The organism is Hydrogenophaga sp. LT287, from assembly GCF_055702805.1.
The window spans coordinates 263,600-281,045 of the sequence record NZ_JBVPZC010000002.1 but is presented as its reverse complement, the minus strand read 5'-3'; the positions used below and the strand labels follow the sequence as shown (position 1 = coordinate 281,045).

The window sequence follows — 17,446 nt, the reverse complement described above, 5'->3', positions numbered from 1 at the left end:
CGGGAACGGGAGCCCGGCGCCCTCCCGGCGAGCGTGCCTTTCTCCCTCTCCCTCTGGGAGAGGGCAGGGGTGAGGGCCACGCCAGCCATGCAGCCGAAGGAAGTGCACCCGCACCCGCACCCGCATCCGCATCCGCACCCGCACCCCGCCGTCATGCGCTGGCGAGTAGCGCAGGTCTGGGCGGATCAGGGCGGGCGTTGTCTGAGCGCAGCGAGTTCAGCCCGACCCCGCCCGGACCGAGCAACGCAGCGTGCCCGAAGCGCAGCGCAGGGACAGCGCATCCGGCTCGCCTTTCTTTTGCTTACTTTTCTTTGGCGAAGCAAAGAAAAGTAAGGCGCCCGCCGGGGCGAGACCCGGTCAAACCCTCAAGCCGGAGAAAGCCATGAGCCTGCTAGAAGTCAAACAAGTCAACCAGTACTACGGCGGCAGCCACATCCTGCGCAACGTCAACCTCACCGCCGAACTCGGCAAGGTCACCGTCGTGCTGGGCCGCAACGGCGTGGGCAAGACCACGTTGCTCAAATCGCTCATGGGCCTGGTGCCCATCAAGAGCGGCAGCATCCTGCTGGACGGCGTGGCCATCGAAAAAACCACGCCTTACGAGCGCGCCCGCATGGGCGTGGGTTTTGTGCCGCAGGGGCGGGAAATTTTTGGCCGCCTCACGGTGGAAGAAAACCTGCTCATGGGACTGGCCTACAAAAAGGGCAACACACCCATTCCGGCCGAGTTGTTTGAGCTGTTTCCGGTGCTCAAGCAGATGCTGGGCCGCCGCGGCGGCGACCTGTCGGGCGGGCAGCAGCAGCAACTGGCCATTGCGCGCGCGCTGGCCGCTGGCCCCAAGTTGCTGATCCTGGACGAGCCCACCGAGGGCATTCAGCCCAACATCATCAAAGACATTGGCAAGGTCATCCGCATGCTGGCCGACCGGGGCAACATGGGCATCGTGCTGGTGGAGCAGTACTACGACTTTGCCGAGGAGCTGGCCGACCGCTACGTGGTGATGGAGCGTGGCGAGGTGATTGCGAGCGGGCCGGGCAGCGAGATGCAGGCAAAAGGCGTTCGGCAGCTGGTCGCCATCTGAGCAACTGCTGCCAAGTCGCCGAACCGCGGCCGGGCGCGGCTTAGTCGGGCTCGTCGCCGGGTGCGCCCTGGCGCGACAGCAAGCCTTCGGTGCTGGGGGGCTTGTAGCCCGCGGGCAGGGCCACACCGGTGGATGACACAGCGCTGCTCGCCTGGTCACCCAGGCCCACATTCACTTCGGTGCTGCGGTACAGGTCGCGCATGGCCTGCACCTGTTCGGCCAGCGCGGGGTGGTCCTCCATGCGCTCACCGTAGCGCTGAAGCACCTGGTAGGCCGACTCGATCAGCTTGCCGTTCAACGTGGCTTGTGCGCTTTCCAGTAGCATCACCACGGTGCCGCGGTGGTCGCCCTTGAGGTTGTGCGTCATGGCCTGCTCGGACATTTTGAGCACCTGGGCGTGCGCCGCTCGGATGCGGTTGGCAAATTCGGTGCGGCCTGCGGCGGCGCAGGCCAGCAGTTCGGTCAGGGCCTTGCTGGTGCAAAAGCGCAGGCCCATGGTGTCCACGGCCGCGTCCACCTCGTAGAGCTGTATCGAGCGGTTCGCCAGCTCGGTCATCAGCGCCAGCAGGTTGCAGGCGGCTTCAAAGTCGAAGCTGGGCTCGCTGATCGTTTTGGCCATGCGCCGCACCTCTTCGAGCACGCGCGCGGTCTGGTATTCCTGCAGCAGCTGGATGGTCTGCACCACATCCAGCAGGCGCTGCAGCCGCTCGCTGTCCTCCTCGCGGTCGCGCAGCCGCATCAGCTGTTCGGCGCAGCGCAACAGGCCACGCTGGTCGTCGTTGGTGAGCCGGGCAAAGGCCAGCAGCACCAGCGCTTGCGGGTCAAAGAGCTTGGATTCCAGGCCGATGCGGGCGGCACGGTCCAGTATCTCAATGCCCTTGTCGCGTTCGCCGGCGTAGTAGGCCATCATGCCCTGGCGAAGCAAGCGCTTGACCGAAGACGGCGTGAGCTTGGCCGCCATGGTGAAGGTGGCCAGGGCGTTGTCAAAGTTGCCTTGCTCAAACTGCGCGCGCCCCATCAGGTCGTAGGCGTCCGCGCACCCGGGGTCGGCTTGTATCAGGGCTTCCAGCGTGGTCGCGGCGCGCAGCGGGTAGCCCGCGTCCAGCTGGGTGCGGGCCACGCCCAGGCGGGCCCAGGGCAGGGTTTTGGCTTCCACCACGGCTTCGTAGAGCTTCTGCGCGTCGGCCACGCGCCCGGCGCGCAAGAGCAGTTCGGCACCAATGCGCGCGGCATACAGCCAGTAGGGCTGGCGCGATTCAAAACGCTCCTGGCACAGCCGGGTGGCGAGTTCGTAGTCTTGCGCGTCGATGGCGGTGAAGATGTTTTCCAGCGTGCGTTTGCGCAAGCGGGCCAAAAAAATGCGCTCTGCCAGTGCCGATGCTTTGAAGGGTCGGATCACGTAGGCGTCCAGCGCCGACTCTGCCGCTTCGGCCACCATGCCGTAGGTGGCTTCGGACGAAATGAGGATGAACACCGTGTAGAACGGCAGCAGGTGGTTGCGGCGCAGGTCGTCCAGCAGGTCCTGGCCCGTGATCAGCTCGCGTTCAAAGTAGTGCTCGCACACCACCACGTCAAAAGTGCCGATTTCCAGCTTGCGCCGGGCGTCCACCAGGCGGGGGCACTGCGCCACCGTGCCCATGCCGAACTGGCGCAGTTGGGCCACCAGGGTCGAACGCGACTGTGGGCTGCCGTCAATCACCAGCGCGCGGGCGTCACTGAGGTCGGTGGTGGAATCGATCATGCGCGGGCGTGCGAGGGGCTGTGTTGGGTGGGTTCCGTTAGGTTATCCCCATTTTGCGCACCCCAGGCCACCGCCAAACCCGCAAACAACGGGGCAAAGCACCGGCTATTTCGCCCCGGCGTGGCCACCGCGAGGCGTCACACGCGCCAGATGCGCGGCGGTGTGTTGGTCAGGCCCCAGGCGGCGGGCCTGAGTTCGGCCCAGACCTGTTGAAATAGCGCCATCAGCGGCTCGACCAAGGGCGCCACGGCGCGCAACACCAGCATGTTGGGGTTGGGGCAGGTGGCGCCAGCCTGCACCTGGGCGGGTGCGGTGGCGAGCACGCTGCGCACCGTGTCCAGCAGGTGCTCGCGGCGCTCGCGGGTGAGCGCGGTGCCGCAGGCCAGCCACATCGTGCCCAGGCAGCGCTGGCCGTCCAGGCCCAAGGGGGAATTGAGCAACCGGGTGTCGCTCGCGTCCAGCTGGGCTTGTTCCAGCCACAGGCCGGGAACTTCCAGGCGCTGGCTGAAGTGGCCGGTGTCAAAGGGCTGGCCGGCGCTGGGCAGGCCCAGCGCGGTGACGTCCCAGCCCAGCCATTCGGCACCCTCGCCCAGGGTGGCCTGCACGGTGTTGCGGGCCTGGCAGCCGGGGTAGGCAATGGCCTCCAGCGGCAGCCATTCCAGGCGCGCGCCAGTGCCCAGCTGTATGTGCACCTGCTGCGTGGCCACGGCGTTGTCGGTGGCATAAAACCGGGTGGCACCGGGGGTGCTCACCAGCGCGTGGGCGCCGGCTTCGACCCGCAGCGACACGTCCAGCACATCCCCGCCCACCAGCCCACCCGGCGGGTGGATGATCACGTTGTGGCAGATGGCGTCGCCTTCGGGGTAGAGGCTTTTCAAGATGCTCAGCGGCCCGTTGTGCTGGTGGTGCAGCACGGTGCGCTGGGCTTCAAGGCGGTAGTGGAGTTGGAGTTGGGCGTGCCAGGGCATGGCTGGAGTTTACGGGGCCAGGCGGCCCTGCCGCAGCGCTGGGTGGCCCTTATCGCGCTGGCTTGCGGGCTTTGGCCAGCCGGGTGAAGGCCGTGCCAAAGCCGCGCACCAGTTGTTGAAACGCTGCGTAGCGGGCGCCGTCCAGCGCGTGTTCGGCCTCTCCCGTGTCGGCCCACCAGATGCCCATGGGCTGCTGTTCCATGTCGACCGTGCCCAGCGCCACGCCCGAAGCCAGCAACAGCGGCGCCAGCGCGGGGGGCAGTTGCTGGCGGGCAGCAGGTACCTGAGCGGCTGTGACGCACAAGGACGCCGAGCGCTGTTTCAACAGCCTGGCCAGCAGATGGGTGTTGCCCGCGGGCAGGGTCAGACCGCGCGCGGTGAGCGCTGCGCCAAAGCCCTGGGCCACAGGGCAGTTCAGCTGGTCGCTGCCCGCCGCTTTCAGAAACAGGGCGCAGCGCTGCAGCCCCAGCTGCTTTTCCAGCGTGTCCACCGTGTCTTTCATGAGTACGCGAAGGTCGCTGTGTTGCCCTTGTTGGCAGCGCTGTTGGTAGGCGGCTGTGCTTTGCTGTGGTGCCAAGCTTGTGGCGACCTGTGCTTGGGCCTGAACCGCGCGCTGCGCCTTGGGCCAGACTGAACGCGGTGCGGGTGGCGCCCACAGCAGGCGCGCCGCCGGTGCCACCAGCCCCTGGTTGAAGCTGGTTTCATGGCTGGCGTGAAGGGCCAGTTGCACCAGCTCGGCCCGCAAGCGGTCCAGCGGTTGTTGGGTGTGCACGGCTGCCGCTGCCATCAGCGAGCGGGTGTGCCGGCTGTACCAGCTGTCCTGTATCGACTGTGCCAGCCCCAGCGCCAGGCTGCAGGTCACCTCGGGCTGGCGCAATGGGCGTTGCAGGTGGCTGGGCAGCTCGGGTGCCACCGGCCCGCTCCAGTCGAGCCGGGCTGCGTGGGCCAGCAGCTTGGGCGGCACGGCGCGGTGTGCGTGTGGCGCAGCGCCGTCGTCCATACCCAGTGCGCCCAGGTGGGCGCTGCTGAGCGCATCCAGCGTGCAGCCCAATAAGGCCCGTTCGGCCGTGGCGCGGCGTTGCCCGCTGGCCACCCAGCGCTCCAGCTCGGTGGCCACATCGGGTGCGGCCAAGGGCAGCTTCCAGCGCACCACACCGAGCAAGGCGGTGGACCATATCAAGGCTTCGGGATCGCTGCCCGCATGCCATGCCGCCCAGTGGTTGGTGAACAGACAGGCCAGGCGGCTGGTGGCCATGGCTTGGCGAGCCAGCCGGTGTCCGGGTTGTGCAAGGTCGAGGCGGTCGTTTTGCAGTGTGCGCACCCGGCTTTGCACCCGTTCAACCCCCAGCAGATTCACCGCGTGTTGCAAGCCCTGTAGCGGTTTGCCGCTGCGGCGCAGCGAGGTGCTGGCCGCCAGCATCAGGTCCACGGCCAGCGGCAGGTCGGCCTCAACCAGCTCCACCAGATCGCGAACGCTCAGCCGACTGCCGAGCATGCGCTGAATGGCCGGCGGCGAACTGAGCAGCGGCAGGCGCACGTTGGCCAGGCGCTGTTGCCAGGCTTGCAAGGGCTCTGCCGGGGCGGGTGGCGCGGGTTTTGTGAAGAGGCGGTCGGGTGCGTTCATGGGCAAATACCATGCTCTGGGCGCCTGCGCGGCACAGGCGCACCGTGCCAGTGGTTGCCCAATTTTTCGACCCTTGCGCCGCGAACTTGAGCGGGGGCGCGGGTTCCCGCGGCTCACCCCGTCAGCGCGAAACCCAGAAACCCCGGTGCGGCTCCAGCATCTCGCCTTCCAGTTCGGGCACCGGGCCAATCACCTCCACGGCCTTTTGTCCGCGCGCCAGCACCTCGCGGCAGGGCAGAGACAGCGTGGGGTTCTCTTCGTGGCTGCCCGTGAGCGCCAAGAGCGCTTCTTCACTCGCCCCGTAAACGATGCGCCCGATGTTGGCCCAATACACCGTGCCGGTGCACATGGCACAAGGCTCGAAGGTGGTCACCAGCGTGCACTGCGCCAGGTACGCGCCTGGCCAGTTGTCCGCGGCCGTGCGCGCCAGGGTGGACTCGGCGTGGTTCACCGTGTTGATGTTGCCCTGCTCGGCCAGCACCGTCTCGCCGTCGGGCGCCACCAGCAAAGCACCAAACGGGTGCCGGCCCATGCCCGCAGCACGCACCGCCACCTCGTTGGCGCGCCGCAGATGCCGAAAAACCTGATCGGCGTTCATTCGGCTCTTCTGTGTGCCCAGCCCGTGGTGTGCTTTTCAACGAAGCTGAACAGCTCGTACATGGCCATGGCCATGGCACCCACCACCAGCAAGCCGCTGAAGGCCAGGCCCATCTGCATGGAGCTGCCGGCCGAAATCAGCAGGTAGCCAATGCCTTCGTTGGATGCCGTCATTTCCGACACCGTGGTGCCCACAAATGCCAGCGTGATGGCGACCTTGAGCGAGCCGAAGAAGTAGGGCATGGAGCGTGGAAGGCCCACTTTGGTGAGCACGTCCCAGCGCTTGGCGCCCAGCACCCGCAACACGTCTTCCAGCTCCGGTTCCAGCGTGGCCAGGCCGGTGGCAATGTTGACCATGATGGGGAAGAAGCTGATGAGGAAGGCCGTCAAGATGGCCGGGCCCACGCCAATGCCAAACCACACCACCAAAATGGGCACAAACGCGGCCTTGGGCAAGGCGTTGAAGGCCGTCATGAGCGGGTACACGGCGGCATAAGCCAGGCGCGAGCTACCAATCAAAAAGCCCAGCAGCACACCCACCACGATGGCAATGCCAAAGCCTGCCATCGTCACCCAGTAGGTGCGCCAGGCGTGGCCCAGGATGGTGGTCTTGTGCTCCAGCGTCTGTTCCCAGATGCGCGACGGGCTGGGGAAGATGAATTCCGAGACACCAAAGCCGCGGGTGATAACTTCCCAGATCACGATGATCGCGACCAGCAGCAGAAAGGGCGACCAGCGCTCGACTTGTTTTTTGTTCATGGCGAGAGTTCCTTGAGGTATTCAACCGGGAACACCGCGGAACCGGCTTTGCCGGGCCGCTGGTGTTGCCCCCTGGGGGGGGTGACGGCCAAAGGCCGGCGCGGGGGGTCATTGGCTCATTGGCGTGCCGGCTTTTCGCATGGCACCAATATGGCCGCGCAGCTCATGCACGATGTCGGTGAAGTGCGGCGTGTAGGTCACTTCCAGATCGCGCGTGCGTGGAATGTCGATCTCTCGCTTCACCACAAACCGCCCTGGGCTGCGGCTCATGCAATACACCGTGTCGGCCAGAAACACGCTCTCGCGCAGGTCGTGCGTCACCAGAATCACGTTGAATTTTTGCGCTTCCCACAGGTCGCGCAGCGTGCACCACAGCTCTTCGCGCGTGAACGCATCGAGCGCGCCAAACGGCTCGTCCAGCAGCAGCATCTTGGGCTCGTGGATCAGCGCGCGGCAGATGCTGGCGCGCTGCTGCATGCCGCCCGAGAGTTCCCAGGGAAACTTTTTTTCCATGCCGCCCAGGCCCACGCTGGCCAGGAGGCGGCTGGCACGCTCTTCAAACTCCTTGCGGCGGTCTTTGAACTGGCTGCGAAACGGCTCCACAATTTCCAGTGGCAGCAGCACGTTGTCCAGCGTGGTGCGCCAGGGCAGCAGCGAAGGCGCCTGAAAAGCCATGCCCGAAATCTTGAGCGGGCCGGTGACCGGCTGGCCGTCGATGGTGATTTTGCCCATGCTGGGCATCTTCAGGCCGGTGGTGAGCTTCATGAAGGTGGACTTGCCACAGCCCGACGGGCCGACGATGGCGATGAATTCGCCCTGCCGCACCTTGAGGTTGATGTCTTCCACCGCGAAGGTGTTTTTGGCCAGCAGCTCGTCGTTGTAAGCCAGCCAGACCTGGTCGAATTCAACAAAGGGCTTGTCGCTGGCCGCGGCTGCGGTGGGGGTTTCTCGCATGGGAAAAGTCCTGAAAAAAAGACCAGCGCCCGACGAAGGGCCGCTGGCCCAGGCCAGAAAAAAAGCGTTGTGCGTGTTACTTCTTCGCAGCCGGCAAGACGTTGAGCGCAGCGGCCGGCGGCAGCATGGAGCCGTCCCAGATGGCGGCCGGGTTGATGCGGGTCTTGGTGGCGTAGGCGTCAGACACCTGCGAGGCCATCAGCGAAAGGCGGCCCGGGTTGACCTGGCCGAAACCTTCCTTGCGCGCATCGGGGCTGGCCACCACGGAGTCAATGGCCAGTTGCAGGCGGCGGGTTTCCAGCGCCACGTTGATGATGCCGTCGCGCGCTTTCACGGTGGCAATGCTGCCGGCCGGGTCTGCCATCACTTCTTTGGCGCCTTTGGCGAAAGCCGCGAGGAACGCTTTCACCGCCGCCGGGTTTTCCTTGATCAGCTTGGGGCTGGCGATGATGGCGTTGCCGTAGAGCTTCACGCCGTTGTCGGCGTACGGCATCATCACCACATCCTCGGCCTTGACGCCGCGCGCCTCCAGGTTCAGCAGCGAGGTGAAGCCGAAACCGGTGATGGCGTCGATGTCACCGCGCACCAACATGGTTTCGCGCAGCGGTGGGTCCATCGAAGTCCAGGCCACGTTGCTCACGTTGTTGGCCTTCTGGAAGATGGGGAACGCCTTGCGGCCCGCGTCAAACACGGGCGCGCCCAGCTTCTTGCCGCTCAGGTCGGCGGGCTTGGTGATACCGCTTTTCTTCAAGGCCAGCACCGCCGCAGGCGTGTTGTTGTAGACCATCATCACGGCCACGGGTTTGTTGGGCGCGTCCGGGTTGTTGGCGTGGAATTCCATCAGCGCGGCCATGTCGGCAAAACCCAGGTCGTAGGTGCCCGAGGCCACGCGCGTCACCGTGCCGCCCGAGCCGTTGCCGGAATCAATGGTCACGTCCAGCCCGGCGGCCTTGAAATAGCCCTTGGCTGCGGGCTGCAGAAACAAAGCGGCGGGGCCTTCAAAGCGCCAGTCGAGCTGAAACTTCAAGGCGGTTTGGGCATGGGCACCACCAAAAGCGGCAGCGGCGGCCAGTGCGGCGGTGGTTTGCAAGAAGTGGCGCTTGTTCATGGGGTCTCCAGTGGGCTGACGGGGTGGGGTGTGGCAATGCGGCGGTTCCGCGGGTACAAAAACCACAGCAATATCGGTGCCAGCTTTTGGTTCAAGCCAGCGTTTGCTGCGGTGCGCTCCCGCAGTTTGAGCACAGAATGTGTATACACATTGTTCTTCGGCGCCAACCGGTCGTCATCATGGCTAACCCTAGATGGTGCGTTTTTGCACCATGCCGCACCAAACATGTGCGTTTTTTGTCCGTTGCTGTGTGTGCATGCACCATGCAAAAAGGCCCACGAGGGGCCTTTTTAAAAGAGGCAGACCCCGCTGGGGTCTGCGCGCAGGGGCTGGCGCTCAGTGCGCGTCGGCTTGCTTGGCGGCTTCAACCGCAGCCGAGGCATCGCCCTTGCCGCCGTTGAAATACAGGTTGAGCAGCACGGCGCTGAGCGACGCCAGCAAGATGCCCGACTCGATCAGCGGGTGAATGGCGTGTGGCATCCACTGCAGGTACTTGGGTGCAATCAGCGGAATCATGCCCATGCCGATGGAGATGGCGACGATGAACAGGTTGTTGCGGTTGCTCTTGTAGTCCACGGCTGCCAAGATGCGGATGCCGGTGGCGGCCACCATGCCGAACATCACCAGACCCGCGCCGCCCAGCACAAAGGTGGGCAGCGACTCAACCAGCGCCGCCATTTTGGGCAGCAGACCCAGCACGATCAGGATCACGCCACCGGCCACGCACACCCACCGGCTCTTCACACTGGTCACGCCAACCAGACCCACGTTTTGCGAGAAGCTGGTGTAGGGGAAGGTGTTGAAGATGCCGCCGATCAGCGTGCCCAGGCCGTCGGTGCGCAGGCCGGCGGTCAGCATTTTCTGGTCGATCTTTTTGCCGGTCAGGTCGCCCAGCGCGAGGAACATGCCGGTGGACTCGATCATCACCACGATCATGACCAGCGTCATGGTCAAGATCAGGATGGGGTCAAAGATGGGGGCTGCAATCTCGAAGGGCAACACCAGATCGAACCAGCCGGCCTTGGCCACTTTGTCGAAGTTCATCAGGCCGGCGGCCGTGGCCACCACACCGCCCACGATGATGCCGAGCAACACCGAGATGTTGGCAATGAAGCCCTTGGCGTACTTGGCGATCAGCAGGATGGAAGCGAGCACGATGGCGGCGATGCCGATGTGCGACAGCTGGGCGTATTTCGGGTTGGGCACCGTGCCCACGATGTTCATGCCCTGGGGCACCGGTGGCACGGCACCGCTGGCGGAAGCCTGCTTGGCAGCTTCCAGCCAGGCCAGGTGTTCCGGGCTGGGAATGCTGGGGGCGGTGGGGCCGAAGGGGTTGCCAAAGATCCAGTTGATACCGACCCGCATGAGGCTGATACCAATGACCGCAATGATGGTGCCGGTGACCACCGGCGGGAAGAACCGCAGCATGCGGCTGACGATGGGTGCGATGAGTATCGAGATGGCACCCGCACCGATGATGGCGCCAAAGATCAGGCCCGCGCCCTGCGTGCCGGGGTTGTTGTTGGCCATGGCCACCATGGGGGCGACCGACGCAAACGTCACGCCCATCATCACCGGCAGCTTGATGCCGAACCACTGCGTGGCGCCGAGCGACTGGATCAGCGTGACGATGCCGCAGCAAAACAGATCGGCCGAAATCAGCATGGCCACTTGCTCGGGACTGAGCTTGAGCGCGCGGCCCACGATCAGCGGCACCGCAACGGCGCCCGCATACATCACCAGCACATGCTGAAGGCCCAGGGCCGTGAGCTTGCCGGTGGGCAAAACCTCGTCCACAGGATGAACGGTTGTTGTCATGGGAAGTCTCCTCAAGCGACGAAGCGAATGGATGGGCAGTGTTTGCGGTTAACCGTGCAGGATGCAGCGGCTTCGTGTGCAAAACTGTATACAGATGATGTGTACGATTGAATGCGGGGCGCATAGGGAGAAACCCGGCAATCGCACCCTTTTATCGCGACAAGAGGTCAGCAAAAAGTAAAAAAAGGGACGCCGAAGCGTCCCTTGTGGTGCGAGGCTGAAACGACTCAGCGCAGCGCGTTGGCAGCGGCCAGCGCCGTCATGTTCAGCACCCGGCGCACCGTGGCCGCCGGCGTGAGGATGTAAGCCGTGGCGGCCGCACCCATCAGCACCGGGCCCACCGTCACGCCACCGCTGGTGGTGGTTTTCAACACGTTGTACAAAATGTTGGCCGAGTCCAGGTTGGGGCAGATCAGCAGGTTGGCCGAGCCGCTGAGCGTGGTTTCGGCCAGGTAGCTGGTGCGAATTTCTTCTTGCAGCGCGGCGTCGCCATGCAGCTCGCCGTCGCACTCAATTTCAGGGTGCTGGGCGGCAAAAATGTCGCGCGCGGCCCGCATTTTTTTGGCCGACGCCCGCTTGCTCGACCCATAGCTGGAGTGCGACAAAAATGCCACCTTGGGCGGCAGGCCAAAGCGCTGCACTTCCTGCGCGGCCATCCAGGCAATCTCGGCCAGCTGCTCGGCGTTCGGGTCTTCGTTCACATACGTGTCGGCAATGAACAGGGCGCCACGGTCGGTCATGAGCGCATTCACCGCAGCGTAGTTGCTCACGCCCGCCTTCTTGCCCAAGATGCTGTCAATGCGCTCCAGGTGCGTCATGTAGCTGCCCACCAGGCCACAAATAAGCGCGTCAGCTTCACCCAACGACACCATGAGCGAGCCGATGATGGTGTTGGAGCGGCGCACCGCGGCCTTGGCCACTTCGGGCGTGGCGCCGTTGCGGCCCATGAGCTTGTGGTAGTGCTCCCAGTACTGCCGAAAGCGCGGGTCGTCTTCGGGGTTCACGTTCTCCACGTCCACACCCAGGCGCATGCGCAAGCCCGCCTTTTCAATGCGCGCGGCAATCACCGAGGGGCGGCCGATCAAGATCGGGCGGGCCACTTGCTCGTCAATCGCCATTTGCGCGGCGCGCAGCGCGCGCTCGTCTTCACCGTCGGCATAGGCCACGCGCTTGGCTTGGGGCGGCACGGCCTTGGCGGCGTTGAAGATCGGCTGCATCAAGATGCCGGTCTGGTACACAAAACGCGACAGCGTTTGCTTGTACGCGTCCATGTCGGTGATGGGCCGCGTGGCCACACCCGAGTCGGCCGCGGCCTGCGCCACGGCGGGCGCGATGCGCAAAATCAGGCGCGAGTCAAACGGCTTGGGAATCAAATAGTCCGGGCCAAACACCAGGTCTTGCCCGGCGTAGGCGCTGGCCACTTCGTCGCTGGTTTCGCTTTTGGCCAGGTCGGCAATCTGGCGCACGCAGGCCAGCTTCATTTCTTCGGTGATCTTGGTGGCGCCGCAGTCCAGGGCGCCCCGGAAGATGTACGGGAAACACAAGACGTTGTTGACCTGGTTCGGGTAGTCGCTTCGGCCGGTGGCGATGATGCAGTCGGGCCGCACCGCCTTCGCCAGCTCGGGCCGAATCTCGGGCTCGGGGTTGGCCAGCGCCAAAATAATGGGCCTGGGCGCCATGGTTTTCACCATCTCCGCCGTCATCACGCCCGGGGCCGAGCAGCCCAGGAACACGTCGGCGCCGTTCACCGCGTCGGCCAGCGTGCGCTTGTCGGTCTTTTGGGCGTAACGGGCCTTGGACTCGTCGTACCCACCGGGGCGGCCCTCGTAAATCACGCCCTTGGAGTCACACACAAAAATGTTGGCCGGGGCCATGCCCAGGCCCACCATCACGTCCAGGCAAGCCAGCGCCGCCGCGCCTGCGCCAGACACCGCCAGCTTCACCTCGCCAATCGGCTTGTTCACCAGCTCCAGGCCGTTGAGCAGCGCAGCGGCCGAAATGATGGCCGTACCGTGCTGGTCGTCGTGAAACACCGGAATGCCCATGCGCTCGCGCAGCTTCTTCTCAATGTAGAAGCACTCCGGCGCCTTGATGTCTTCCAGATTGATACCGCCCAGCGTGGGTTCCAGCGCGGCAATGATCTCCACCAGTTTGTCCGGATCGCGCTCGTCCAGCTCAATGTCGAACACGTCAATGCCGGCGAACTTCTTGAACAGGCAGCCCTTGCCCTCCATCACCGGCTTGCTTGCCAGCGGGCCAATGTCGCCCAGGCCCAGCACCGCCGTGCCGTTGGTGATCACACCCACCAGGTTGCCCCGGCTGGTGTACTCGGCCGCCAGCGTCGGGTCTTTTTCAATCGCCAGGCAGGGGTAAGCCACCCCCGGCGAATAGGCCAGCGACAGGTCGCGCTGGTTGGACAGCGGCTTGGTCGGGTTGACAGAAATCTTGCCCTTGTTGGGCGAGCGGTGGTAGTCGAGCGCGGCGTCGCGCAAAGCTTGTTCGGCGGGTGTCATGTCGGGTCTCCTTCGGGGAAATCATTTTGACATGGCACCTGCACCCTCAGGCCTGAACAAGGCCAAGCCGGGCTGCCAGCGCCATGAAGGTTTCAGTCTGCCGTTCAGGCGGGCGTCAACAAGTCCAGCAGCGTGCGCGCCACCACCTTGGTCGCCCGGCGCAGGTCTTGCAGGTCCAGGTTTTCGTCGGCGCGTTTGGCGTTGGATTCGCGCACCGTGCGCGGGCCGGCGCCGTAGATCACGCCCGGGATGCCGTGTTCGCCGTAGATGCGCACGTCGGTGTAGAGCGGCGTGCCCACGGCCGGAATGGTTTCGCCGAACACGGCCTGACCGTGCTTCTGGATCGCTTCGACCAGCGGCCGGTTGCCGGGCAGGGGCTTGAGCGCGCGTGCCAGCAGGATGCGCTTCACGTCCACGCTGATCGCGTTGCCACCTCGCGGCGGCTGGAAGCTCGCGGCGGCTTCGGCGATGGTGCGGCGCAGGGCCGCTTCCACCTCGGCCGGGTCTTCCTCGGGGATCATGCGGCGGTCCACCTTGAGCACCACCTTGCCGGGGATCACGTTGGTGTTGGTGCCGCCGCTGATCTGGCCCACGTTGAGGTAGGGGTGGGTGATGCCTTCGACGCTCGACGTGATCTTCAGGTAGTCGGCATTGAGTGCGTACAGCGCGTTGAGGATGTGCACCGCGCCCTGCAGCGCGTCGGTGCCGCTGTCGGGAATGGCGGCGTGCGCCATGTCACCGTGCACGGTCACTTCCAGCTGCAGGCAGCCGTTGTGGGCCACCACCACCTGGTAGCTGAAGCCGGCGGCAATCATCAGGTCGGGCTTGGTCAGGCCTTTTTTCAGCAGCCAGTCGGGGCCCACTTCGCCGCCGTATTCCTCGTCGTAGGTCACGTGCAGTTCCACGCCGCCGTTGAGCGGGGCGCCCAGCGATTCAAGCGCGCGAATAGCGAAGGTGAAGTTGGCGATGTCGCACTTGCTCACCGCCGTGGCGCGGCCGTAGATCTTGCCGTCCACAATCTCGCCGCCGTAGGGGTCGTGCGTCCAGCCTTCGCCGGGCGGCACCACGTCGCCGTGTGCGTTCAGGGCAATGGTTTTGCCGGTGCCGTAGGGGCGGCGCACGATCAGGTTGGTGATGGTTTCCAGCCCGGCGGCTTTCACCTCGGCTTCGGGCACCGCGTGTTTTTCGGCTTGCAGCCCCATGCCCGCCAGCAGCTCGGCCGTACGCTCGGCGTGCGGTGCGTTGTTGCCGGGCGGCGTGTCGGTGGGCACGCGCACCAGTTCCTGCAAAAACGCCACTTCTTCGTCAAAGTGCGCGTCAATCCATTGGTCGAGTTGTTCGTAGTGGGTGGTCATGGTGGTCATGGTGGTGTGGTGGTGAGGGCTTCGACAGGCTCAGCCCGAACGGTGAAAAATGGCTTAGCCCGAACGGTGAAAAGGGGCTCAGTGGCCGGCGGCAAGTTGTTCCAGCAGGTGCGAGAAAGCCCGCACGCACAGGTCCATGTCTTCGCTGGTGGTGGCTTCCAGCGGGTTGTGGCTGATGCCGCTGTTGAGGCCGCGCACAAACAGCATGGCTTGCGGCATCACCTCGTGCAGCTTCATGGCGTCGTGGCCGGCGCCGCTGGGCATGCGGTGCAGTGGCACGCCCAGGGCACTCACAGCGGCTTCCCAGCGGGCTTGCCACGCAGGGGCGCTGGGCGCTGCGGCGGCGCGCATGGTTTCTTCGGTCGCAAAGCGCACGCCGCGGCGCTCGCAAATGATGCGCAGCTGCGCCAGGATGTCGCGCTCCAGCGCGTCGCGCTGCGCGTTGCTGGGCGCCCGCAGGTCCAGCGAAAACAGGCAGCGTCCGGGCACCACATTGATGGAGCCACCGGGCACCTGCAGCATGCCCACGGTGGCCACCGTGTCGCCATCGGCCCCGGCGCGCTGCTCGGCGTACAAGGCCAGCTCGGCCACGGCGCAGGCCGCGTCGCGGCGGCGGTCCATGGGCGTGGTGCCGGCGTGGCAGGCCATGCCCACCACCTCGCACTGGTAGCGCACGCTGGCGTTGATGGAGGTCACCACACCCAGCGGCAGGTCCAGTTCGTTCAGCACCGGGCCTTGCTCAATGTGCACCTCAACAAAGCCGAGGTACTGGGCCGGGTCGCGTTGCAGCGCTGCAATGGCTTCCAGCGTGCCCGGCAGGCCGGCGTGTTGCATGGCGGCGCGCATGGTGACGCCGTCGGCGTCTTGCTGGTCGAGCCAGGCCGGGTTGAAGTGGCCGGTGAGCGCGCCCGAGCCCAAAAAGGTGGCCTTGTAGCGCTGGCCTTCTTCTTCGGCAAAGCCCACCACTTCAATGGCAAACGGCAGGCGCCGCTGTTGCTGGTGCAGTTGCTGCACGCAGGCCATGGGCACAAAAATGCCCAGGCGCCCGTCGTACTTGCCGCCGTTGCGCACGGTGTCAAAGTGGCTGCCGGTGAGCAGTGTCTTGGCTGGCTCGTGTGCGCTGGCCGAGCCCGTGCGCTCCGTTCGGGCTGAGCCTGTCGAAGCCCTTGCGAGCCCTTCGTCAGGCTCAGGGCGAACGGCATTTTGGTCGGCGTGATAAACACCCACCACGTTGCCCACGGCGTCGATGTGCACCTCGTCAAACCCGCAAGCCAGCATGCCGCGCTGCAGGTCGGCCGCGCAGGCGCGGTGTGCGTCGGTCAGGTAGGTCACGGTCAGCTGGCCGTTTTCTGCAAACCCCGGATCGCTGTGGCGGGCCAGGTCTTCGTGCCAGTCCCACACGGTGTTGCCCAGCGCGGGCTCCAGGCCCAGCTTGTCGTTCAGCCGAATCTCGGCAATGCGGTGGATGTTGCGCAGGCACTCGGCGCGCTCAAAGTCCACCGGGTTGTGCAGGCGGCGTTCAAAGGTGCTGATGATCTCGCGCTTGCTCAAGCCCGTGCCGCGCGGCCCGCGCACCGCCAGGATGAACGGGAAACCGAAGCGGGCGTTGTAGTCGGCGTTGAGCAGCTGAATGTGCGCAAACTCTTCGGGCGTGCAGTGCGTCAGGCCTGCCTTGGTTTGCTCGTTGGTGGACTCGGCGGTGAGCGTGTTGCTCACCATCGCCTTGCCCGCCAGCTCCGGGTGGGCGCGAATCAGTGCCAGCTGCGGCTCGGTGCCGGCATCGTTGAGCACGCGCACCATGGCGTGTTTCAGCGCGGCGGGCGAGGCAAAGGGCCGCTGCAGCAGCGCCTGTTCGGCAATCCAGGGCGAGTGCTCGTACAAGCCGTCCAGCATGTGCGCGGCGTCTGCCGGTGCAGCGGTGTTGATGTGGTCCAGGGTGATGGGCATGGCAGATCTTTTAAAGAGAAACAGGGTGGGTGGCTTTCCAGTGGCGCGCAATGTCCAGGCGGCGCGCCACCCATACGTGGTCAAACGACTGCACATGGTCCAGAAAACGCTGCAGCGCAGTGATGCGACCGGGGCGCCCCAGCAGCCGGCAGTGCATGCCCACGCTCATCATCTTGGGCCGGTCCAGCCCGTTCGGGTCGCCCTCGGCATACAGCGCGTCAAACGTGTCTTTCAGGTATTGGAAGAACGGGTCGGCGTGCGAATAACCCTGGGGCAGGGCAAAGCGCATGTCGTTGCAGTCCAGCGTGTAGGGCACGATCAACTGGTGTGCGTCGCTGCCGTCGGTCTTCTTCACTTTCATCCAGAACGGCAGGTCGTCGCCGTAGTAGTCGCTGTCGTATTCAAACCCACCAAAGTCCGCCACCAGCCGGCGCGTGTTGGGGCTGTCGCGGCCGGTGTACCAGCCCAGGGCGCGCTCTCCGGTGATGCGCTCGATGATCGCCATGGCCTCGGCCATGTGCGCGCGCTCGGTGGCCTCATCGATGTTTTGGTAGTGGATCCATTTCAGGCCGTGGCAGGCCATGTCGTGCCCCAGCTCCTGGAAAGCGGCCGTCACGTCAGCGTGCTTTTCCAGCGCCGTGGCCACGCCAAACACCGTGAGCGGCAGGCCGCGTTTTTCAAACTCACGCAAGATGCGCCACACCCCCGCCCGCGAGCCGTATTCGTAAATGCCTTCCATGCTGATGTGGCGGTCGGCAAAGGCGGGTGGGTTGAACATTTCAGACAAAAACTGCTCCGACCCCGCGTCGCCGTGCAGCACCGAGTTTTCGCCGCCTTCTTCGTAGTTCAGCACAAACTGCACCGCCACCCGGGCGCCGCCCGGCCAGCGCGCATGCGGCGCGTCGCGGCCATAGCCGATCAGGTCGCGGGGGTAGGGGGCGGTGGTGTCGTAAATCGTCATGGGTCAACGGC

Annotated in this window: 13 protein-coding genes; 1 reads left to right on the top strand and 12 read right to left on the bottom strand. The window is 65.2% G+C overall.

Going from position 1 to position 17,446, the window contains the following annotated elements; genetic code table 11:
* The first annotated feature begins 388 nt into the window (after positions 1 to 388).
* The gene (gene urtE, locus AC0GNR_RS03185; RefSeq protein WP_472899627.1) at positions 389 to 1,081 is read left to right on the top strand and encodes an urea ABC transporter ATP-binding subunit UrtE; all 693 of its coding nucleotides are present in this window, start codon (positions 389 to 391) and stop codon (positions 1,079 to 1,081) included.
* A gap of 40 nt (positions 1,082 to 1,121) precedes the next feature.
* Here the strand turns inward: urtE and AC0GNR_RS03180 are convergent, their stop codons facing one another.
* From AC0GNR_RS03180 to puuE, 12 genes are all read right to left on the bottom strand, one after another.
* Positions 1,122 to 2,822, bottom strand: coding sequence for a response regulator (locus AC0GNR_RS03180; RefSeq protein ID WP_472899554.1), 1,701 nt, complete (start codon positions 2,820 to 2,822; stop codon positions 1,122 to 1,124).
* Between the two features lie 137 nt (positions 2,823 to 2,959).
* Positions 2,960 to 3,790 carry an urease accessory protein UreD gene (locus AC0GNR_RS03175; protein ID WP_472899553.1) on the bottom strand — a complete coding sequence of 277 codons (831 nt, stop codon included), beginning with the start codon at positions 3,788 to 3,790 and terminating at the stop codon, positions 2,960 to 2,962.
* A gap of 49 nt (positions 3,791 to 3,839) precedes the next feature.
* Positions 3,840 to 5,414, bottom strand: a complete 1,575-nt coding sequence (locus AC0GNR_RS03170) for an HDOD domain-containing protein (protein ID WP_472899552.1) — start codon at positions 5,412 to 5,414, stop codon at positions 3,840 to 3,842.
* A gap of 121 nt (positions 5,415 to 5,535) precedes the next feature.
* A complete protein-coding gene (locus AC0GNR_RS03165) occupies positions 5,536 to 6,012 on the bottom strand; it encodes a nucleoside deaminase (RefSeq protein WP_472899551.1) in 477 nt (158 codons plus the stop codon).
* On the bottom strand, positions 6,009 to 6,770 hold the full coding sequence (locus AC0GNR_RS03160; protein ID WP_472899550.1) for an ABC transporter permease: 762 nt from the start codon (positions 6,768 to 6,770) through the stop codon (positions 6,009 to 6,011). The genes AC0GNR_RS03165 and AC0GNR_RS03160 overlap by 4 nt, the downstream gene beginning before the upstream one ends.
* Positions 6,771 to 6,878: 108 nt before the next feature.
* A complete protein-coding gene (locus AC0GNR_RS03155; protein WP_472899549.1) occupies positions 6,879 to 7,724 on the bottom strand; it encodes an ABC transporter ATP-binding protein in 846 nt (281 codons plus the stop codon).
* Between the two features lie 76 nt (positions 7,725 to 7,800).
* Positions 7,801 to 8,832, bottom strand: a complete 1,032-nt coding sequence (locus tag AC0GNR_RS03150; RefSeq protein WP_472899548.1) for an ABC transporter substrate-binding protein — start codon at positions 8,830 to 8,832, stop codon at positions 7,801 to 7,803.
* Positions 8,833 to 9,168: 336 nt separating this feature from the next.
* Positions 9,169 to 10,650, bottom strand: coding sequence for a nucleobase:cation symporter-2 family protein (locus AC0GNR_RS03145; protein WP_472899547.1), 1,482 nt, complete (start codon positions 10,648 to 10,650; stop codon positions 9,169 to 9,171).
* 227 nt (positions 10,651 to 10,877) lie between these two features.
* The gene (locus AC0GNR_RS03140; protein ID WP_472899546.1) at positions 10,878 to 13,163 is read right to left on the bottom strand and encodes an NADP-dependent malic enzyme; all 2,286 of its coding nucleotides are present in this window, start codon (positions 13,161 to 13,163) and stop codon (positions 10,878 to 10,880) included.
* A gap of 104 nt (positions 13,164 to 13,267) precedes the next feature.
* On the bottom strand, positions 13,268 to 14,518 hold the full coding sequence (locus AC0GNR_RS03135; RefSeq protein ID WP_472899626.1) for a M20 family metallopeptidase: 1,251 nt from the start codon (positions 14,516 to 14,518) through the stop codon (positions 13,268 to 13,270).
* Between the two features lie 87 nt (positions 14,519 to 14,605).
* Entirely contained in the window at positions 14,606 to 16,474 is a 1,869-nt protein-coding gene (gene uraD / locus AC0GNR_RS03130) for a 2-oxo-4-hydroxy-4-carboxy-5-ureidoimidazoline decarboxylase (RefSeq protein ID WP_472899545.1), read from the bottom strand.
* A 10-nt stretch (positions 16,475 to 16,484) separates the two neighbouring features.
* Positions 16,485 to 17,435 (bottom strand): allantoinase PuuE, encoded by a 951-nt coding sequence (puuE, locus tag AC0GNR_RS03125; protein WP_472899544.1) that lies wholly within the window; start codon positions 17,433 to 17,435, stop codon positions 16,485 to 16,487.
* Positions 17,436 to 17,446: the final 11 nt, after the last annotated feature.

Excerpts from the sequence above, each read along its gene's own strand:
- AC0GNR_RS03180 (WP_472899554.1), bottom strand. The coding sequence starts at position 2,822 with ATGATCGATTCCACCACCGACCTCAGTGACGCCCGCGCGCTGGTGATT.
- AC0GNR_RS03175 (WP_472899553.1), bottom strand. The coding sequence starts at position 3,790 with ATGCCCTGGCACGCCCAACTCCAACTCCACTACCGCCTTGAAGCCCAG.
- AC0GNR_RS03170 (WP_472899552.1), bottom strand. The coding sequence starts at position 5,414 with ATGAACGCACCCGACCGCCTCTTCACAAAACCCGCGCCACCCGCCCCG.
- AC0GNR_RS03165 (WP_472899551.1), bottom strand. The coding sequence starts at position 6,012 with ATGAACGCCGATCAGGTTTTTCGGCATCTGCGGCGCGCCAACGAGGTG.
- AC0GNR_RS03160 (WP_472899550.1), bottom strand. The coding sequence starts at position 6,770 with ATGAACAAAAAACAAGTCGAGCGCTGGTCGCCCTTTCTGCTGCTGGTC.
- AC0GNR_RS03155 (WP_472899549.1), bottom strand. The coding sequence starts at position 7,724 with ATGCGAGAAACCCCCACCGCAGCCGCGGCCAGCGACAAGCCCTTTGTT.
- AC0GNR_RS03150 (WP_472899548.1), bottom strand. The coding sequence starts at position 8,832 with ATGAACAAGCGCCACTTCTTGCAAACCACCGCCGCACTGGCCGCCGCT.
- AC0GNR_RS03145 (WP_472899547.1), bottom strand. The coding sequence starts at position 10,650 with ATGACAACAACCGTTCATCCTGTGGACGAGGTTTTGCCCACCGGCAAG.
- AC0GNR_RS03140 (WP_472899546.1), bottom strand. The coding sequence starts at position 13,163 with ATGACACCCGCCGAACAAGCTTTGCGCGACGCCGCGCTCGACTACCAC.
- AC0GNR_RS03135 (WP_472899626.1), bottom strand. The coding sequence starts at position 14,518 with ATGACCACCCACTACGAACAACTCGACCAATGGATTGACGCGCACTTT.
- uraD (WP_472899545.1), bottom strand. The coding sequence starts at position 16,474 with ATGCCCATCACCCTGGACCACATCAACACCGCTGCACCGGCAGACGCC.
- puuE (WP_472899544.1), bottom strand. The coding sequence starts at position 17,435 with ATGACGATTTACGACACCACCGCCCCCTACCCCCGCGACCTGATCGGC.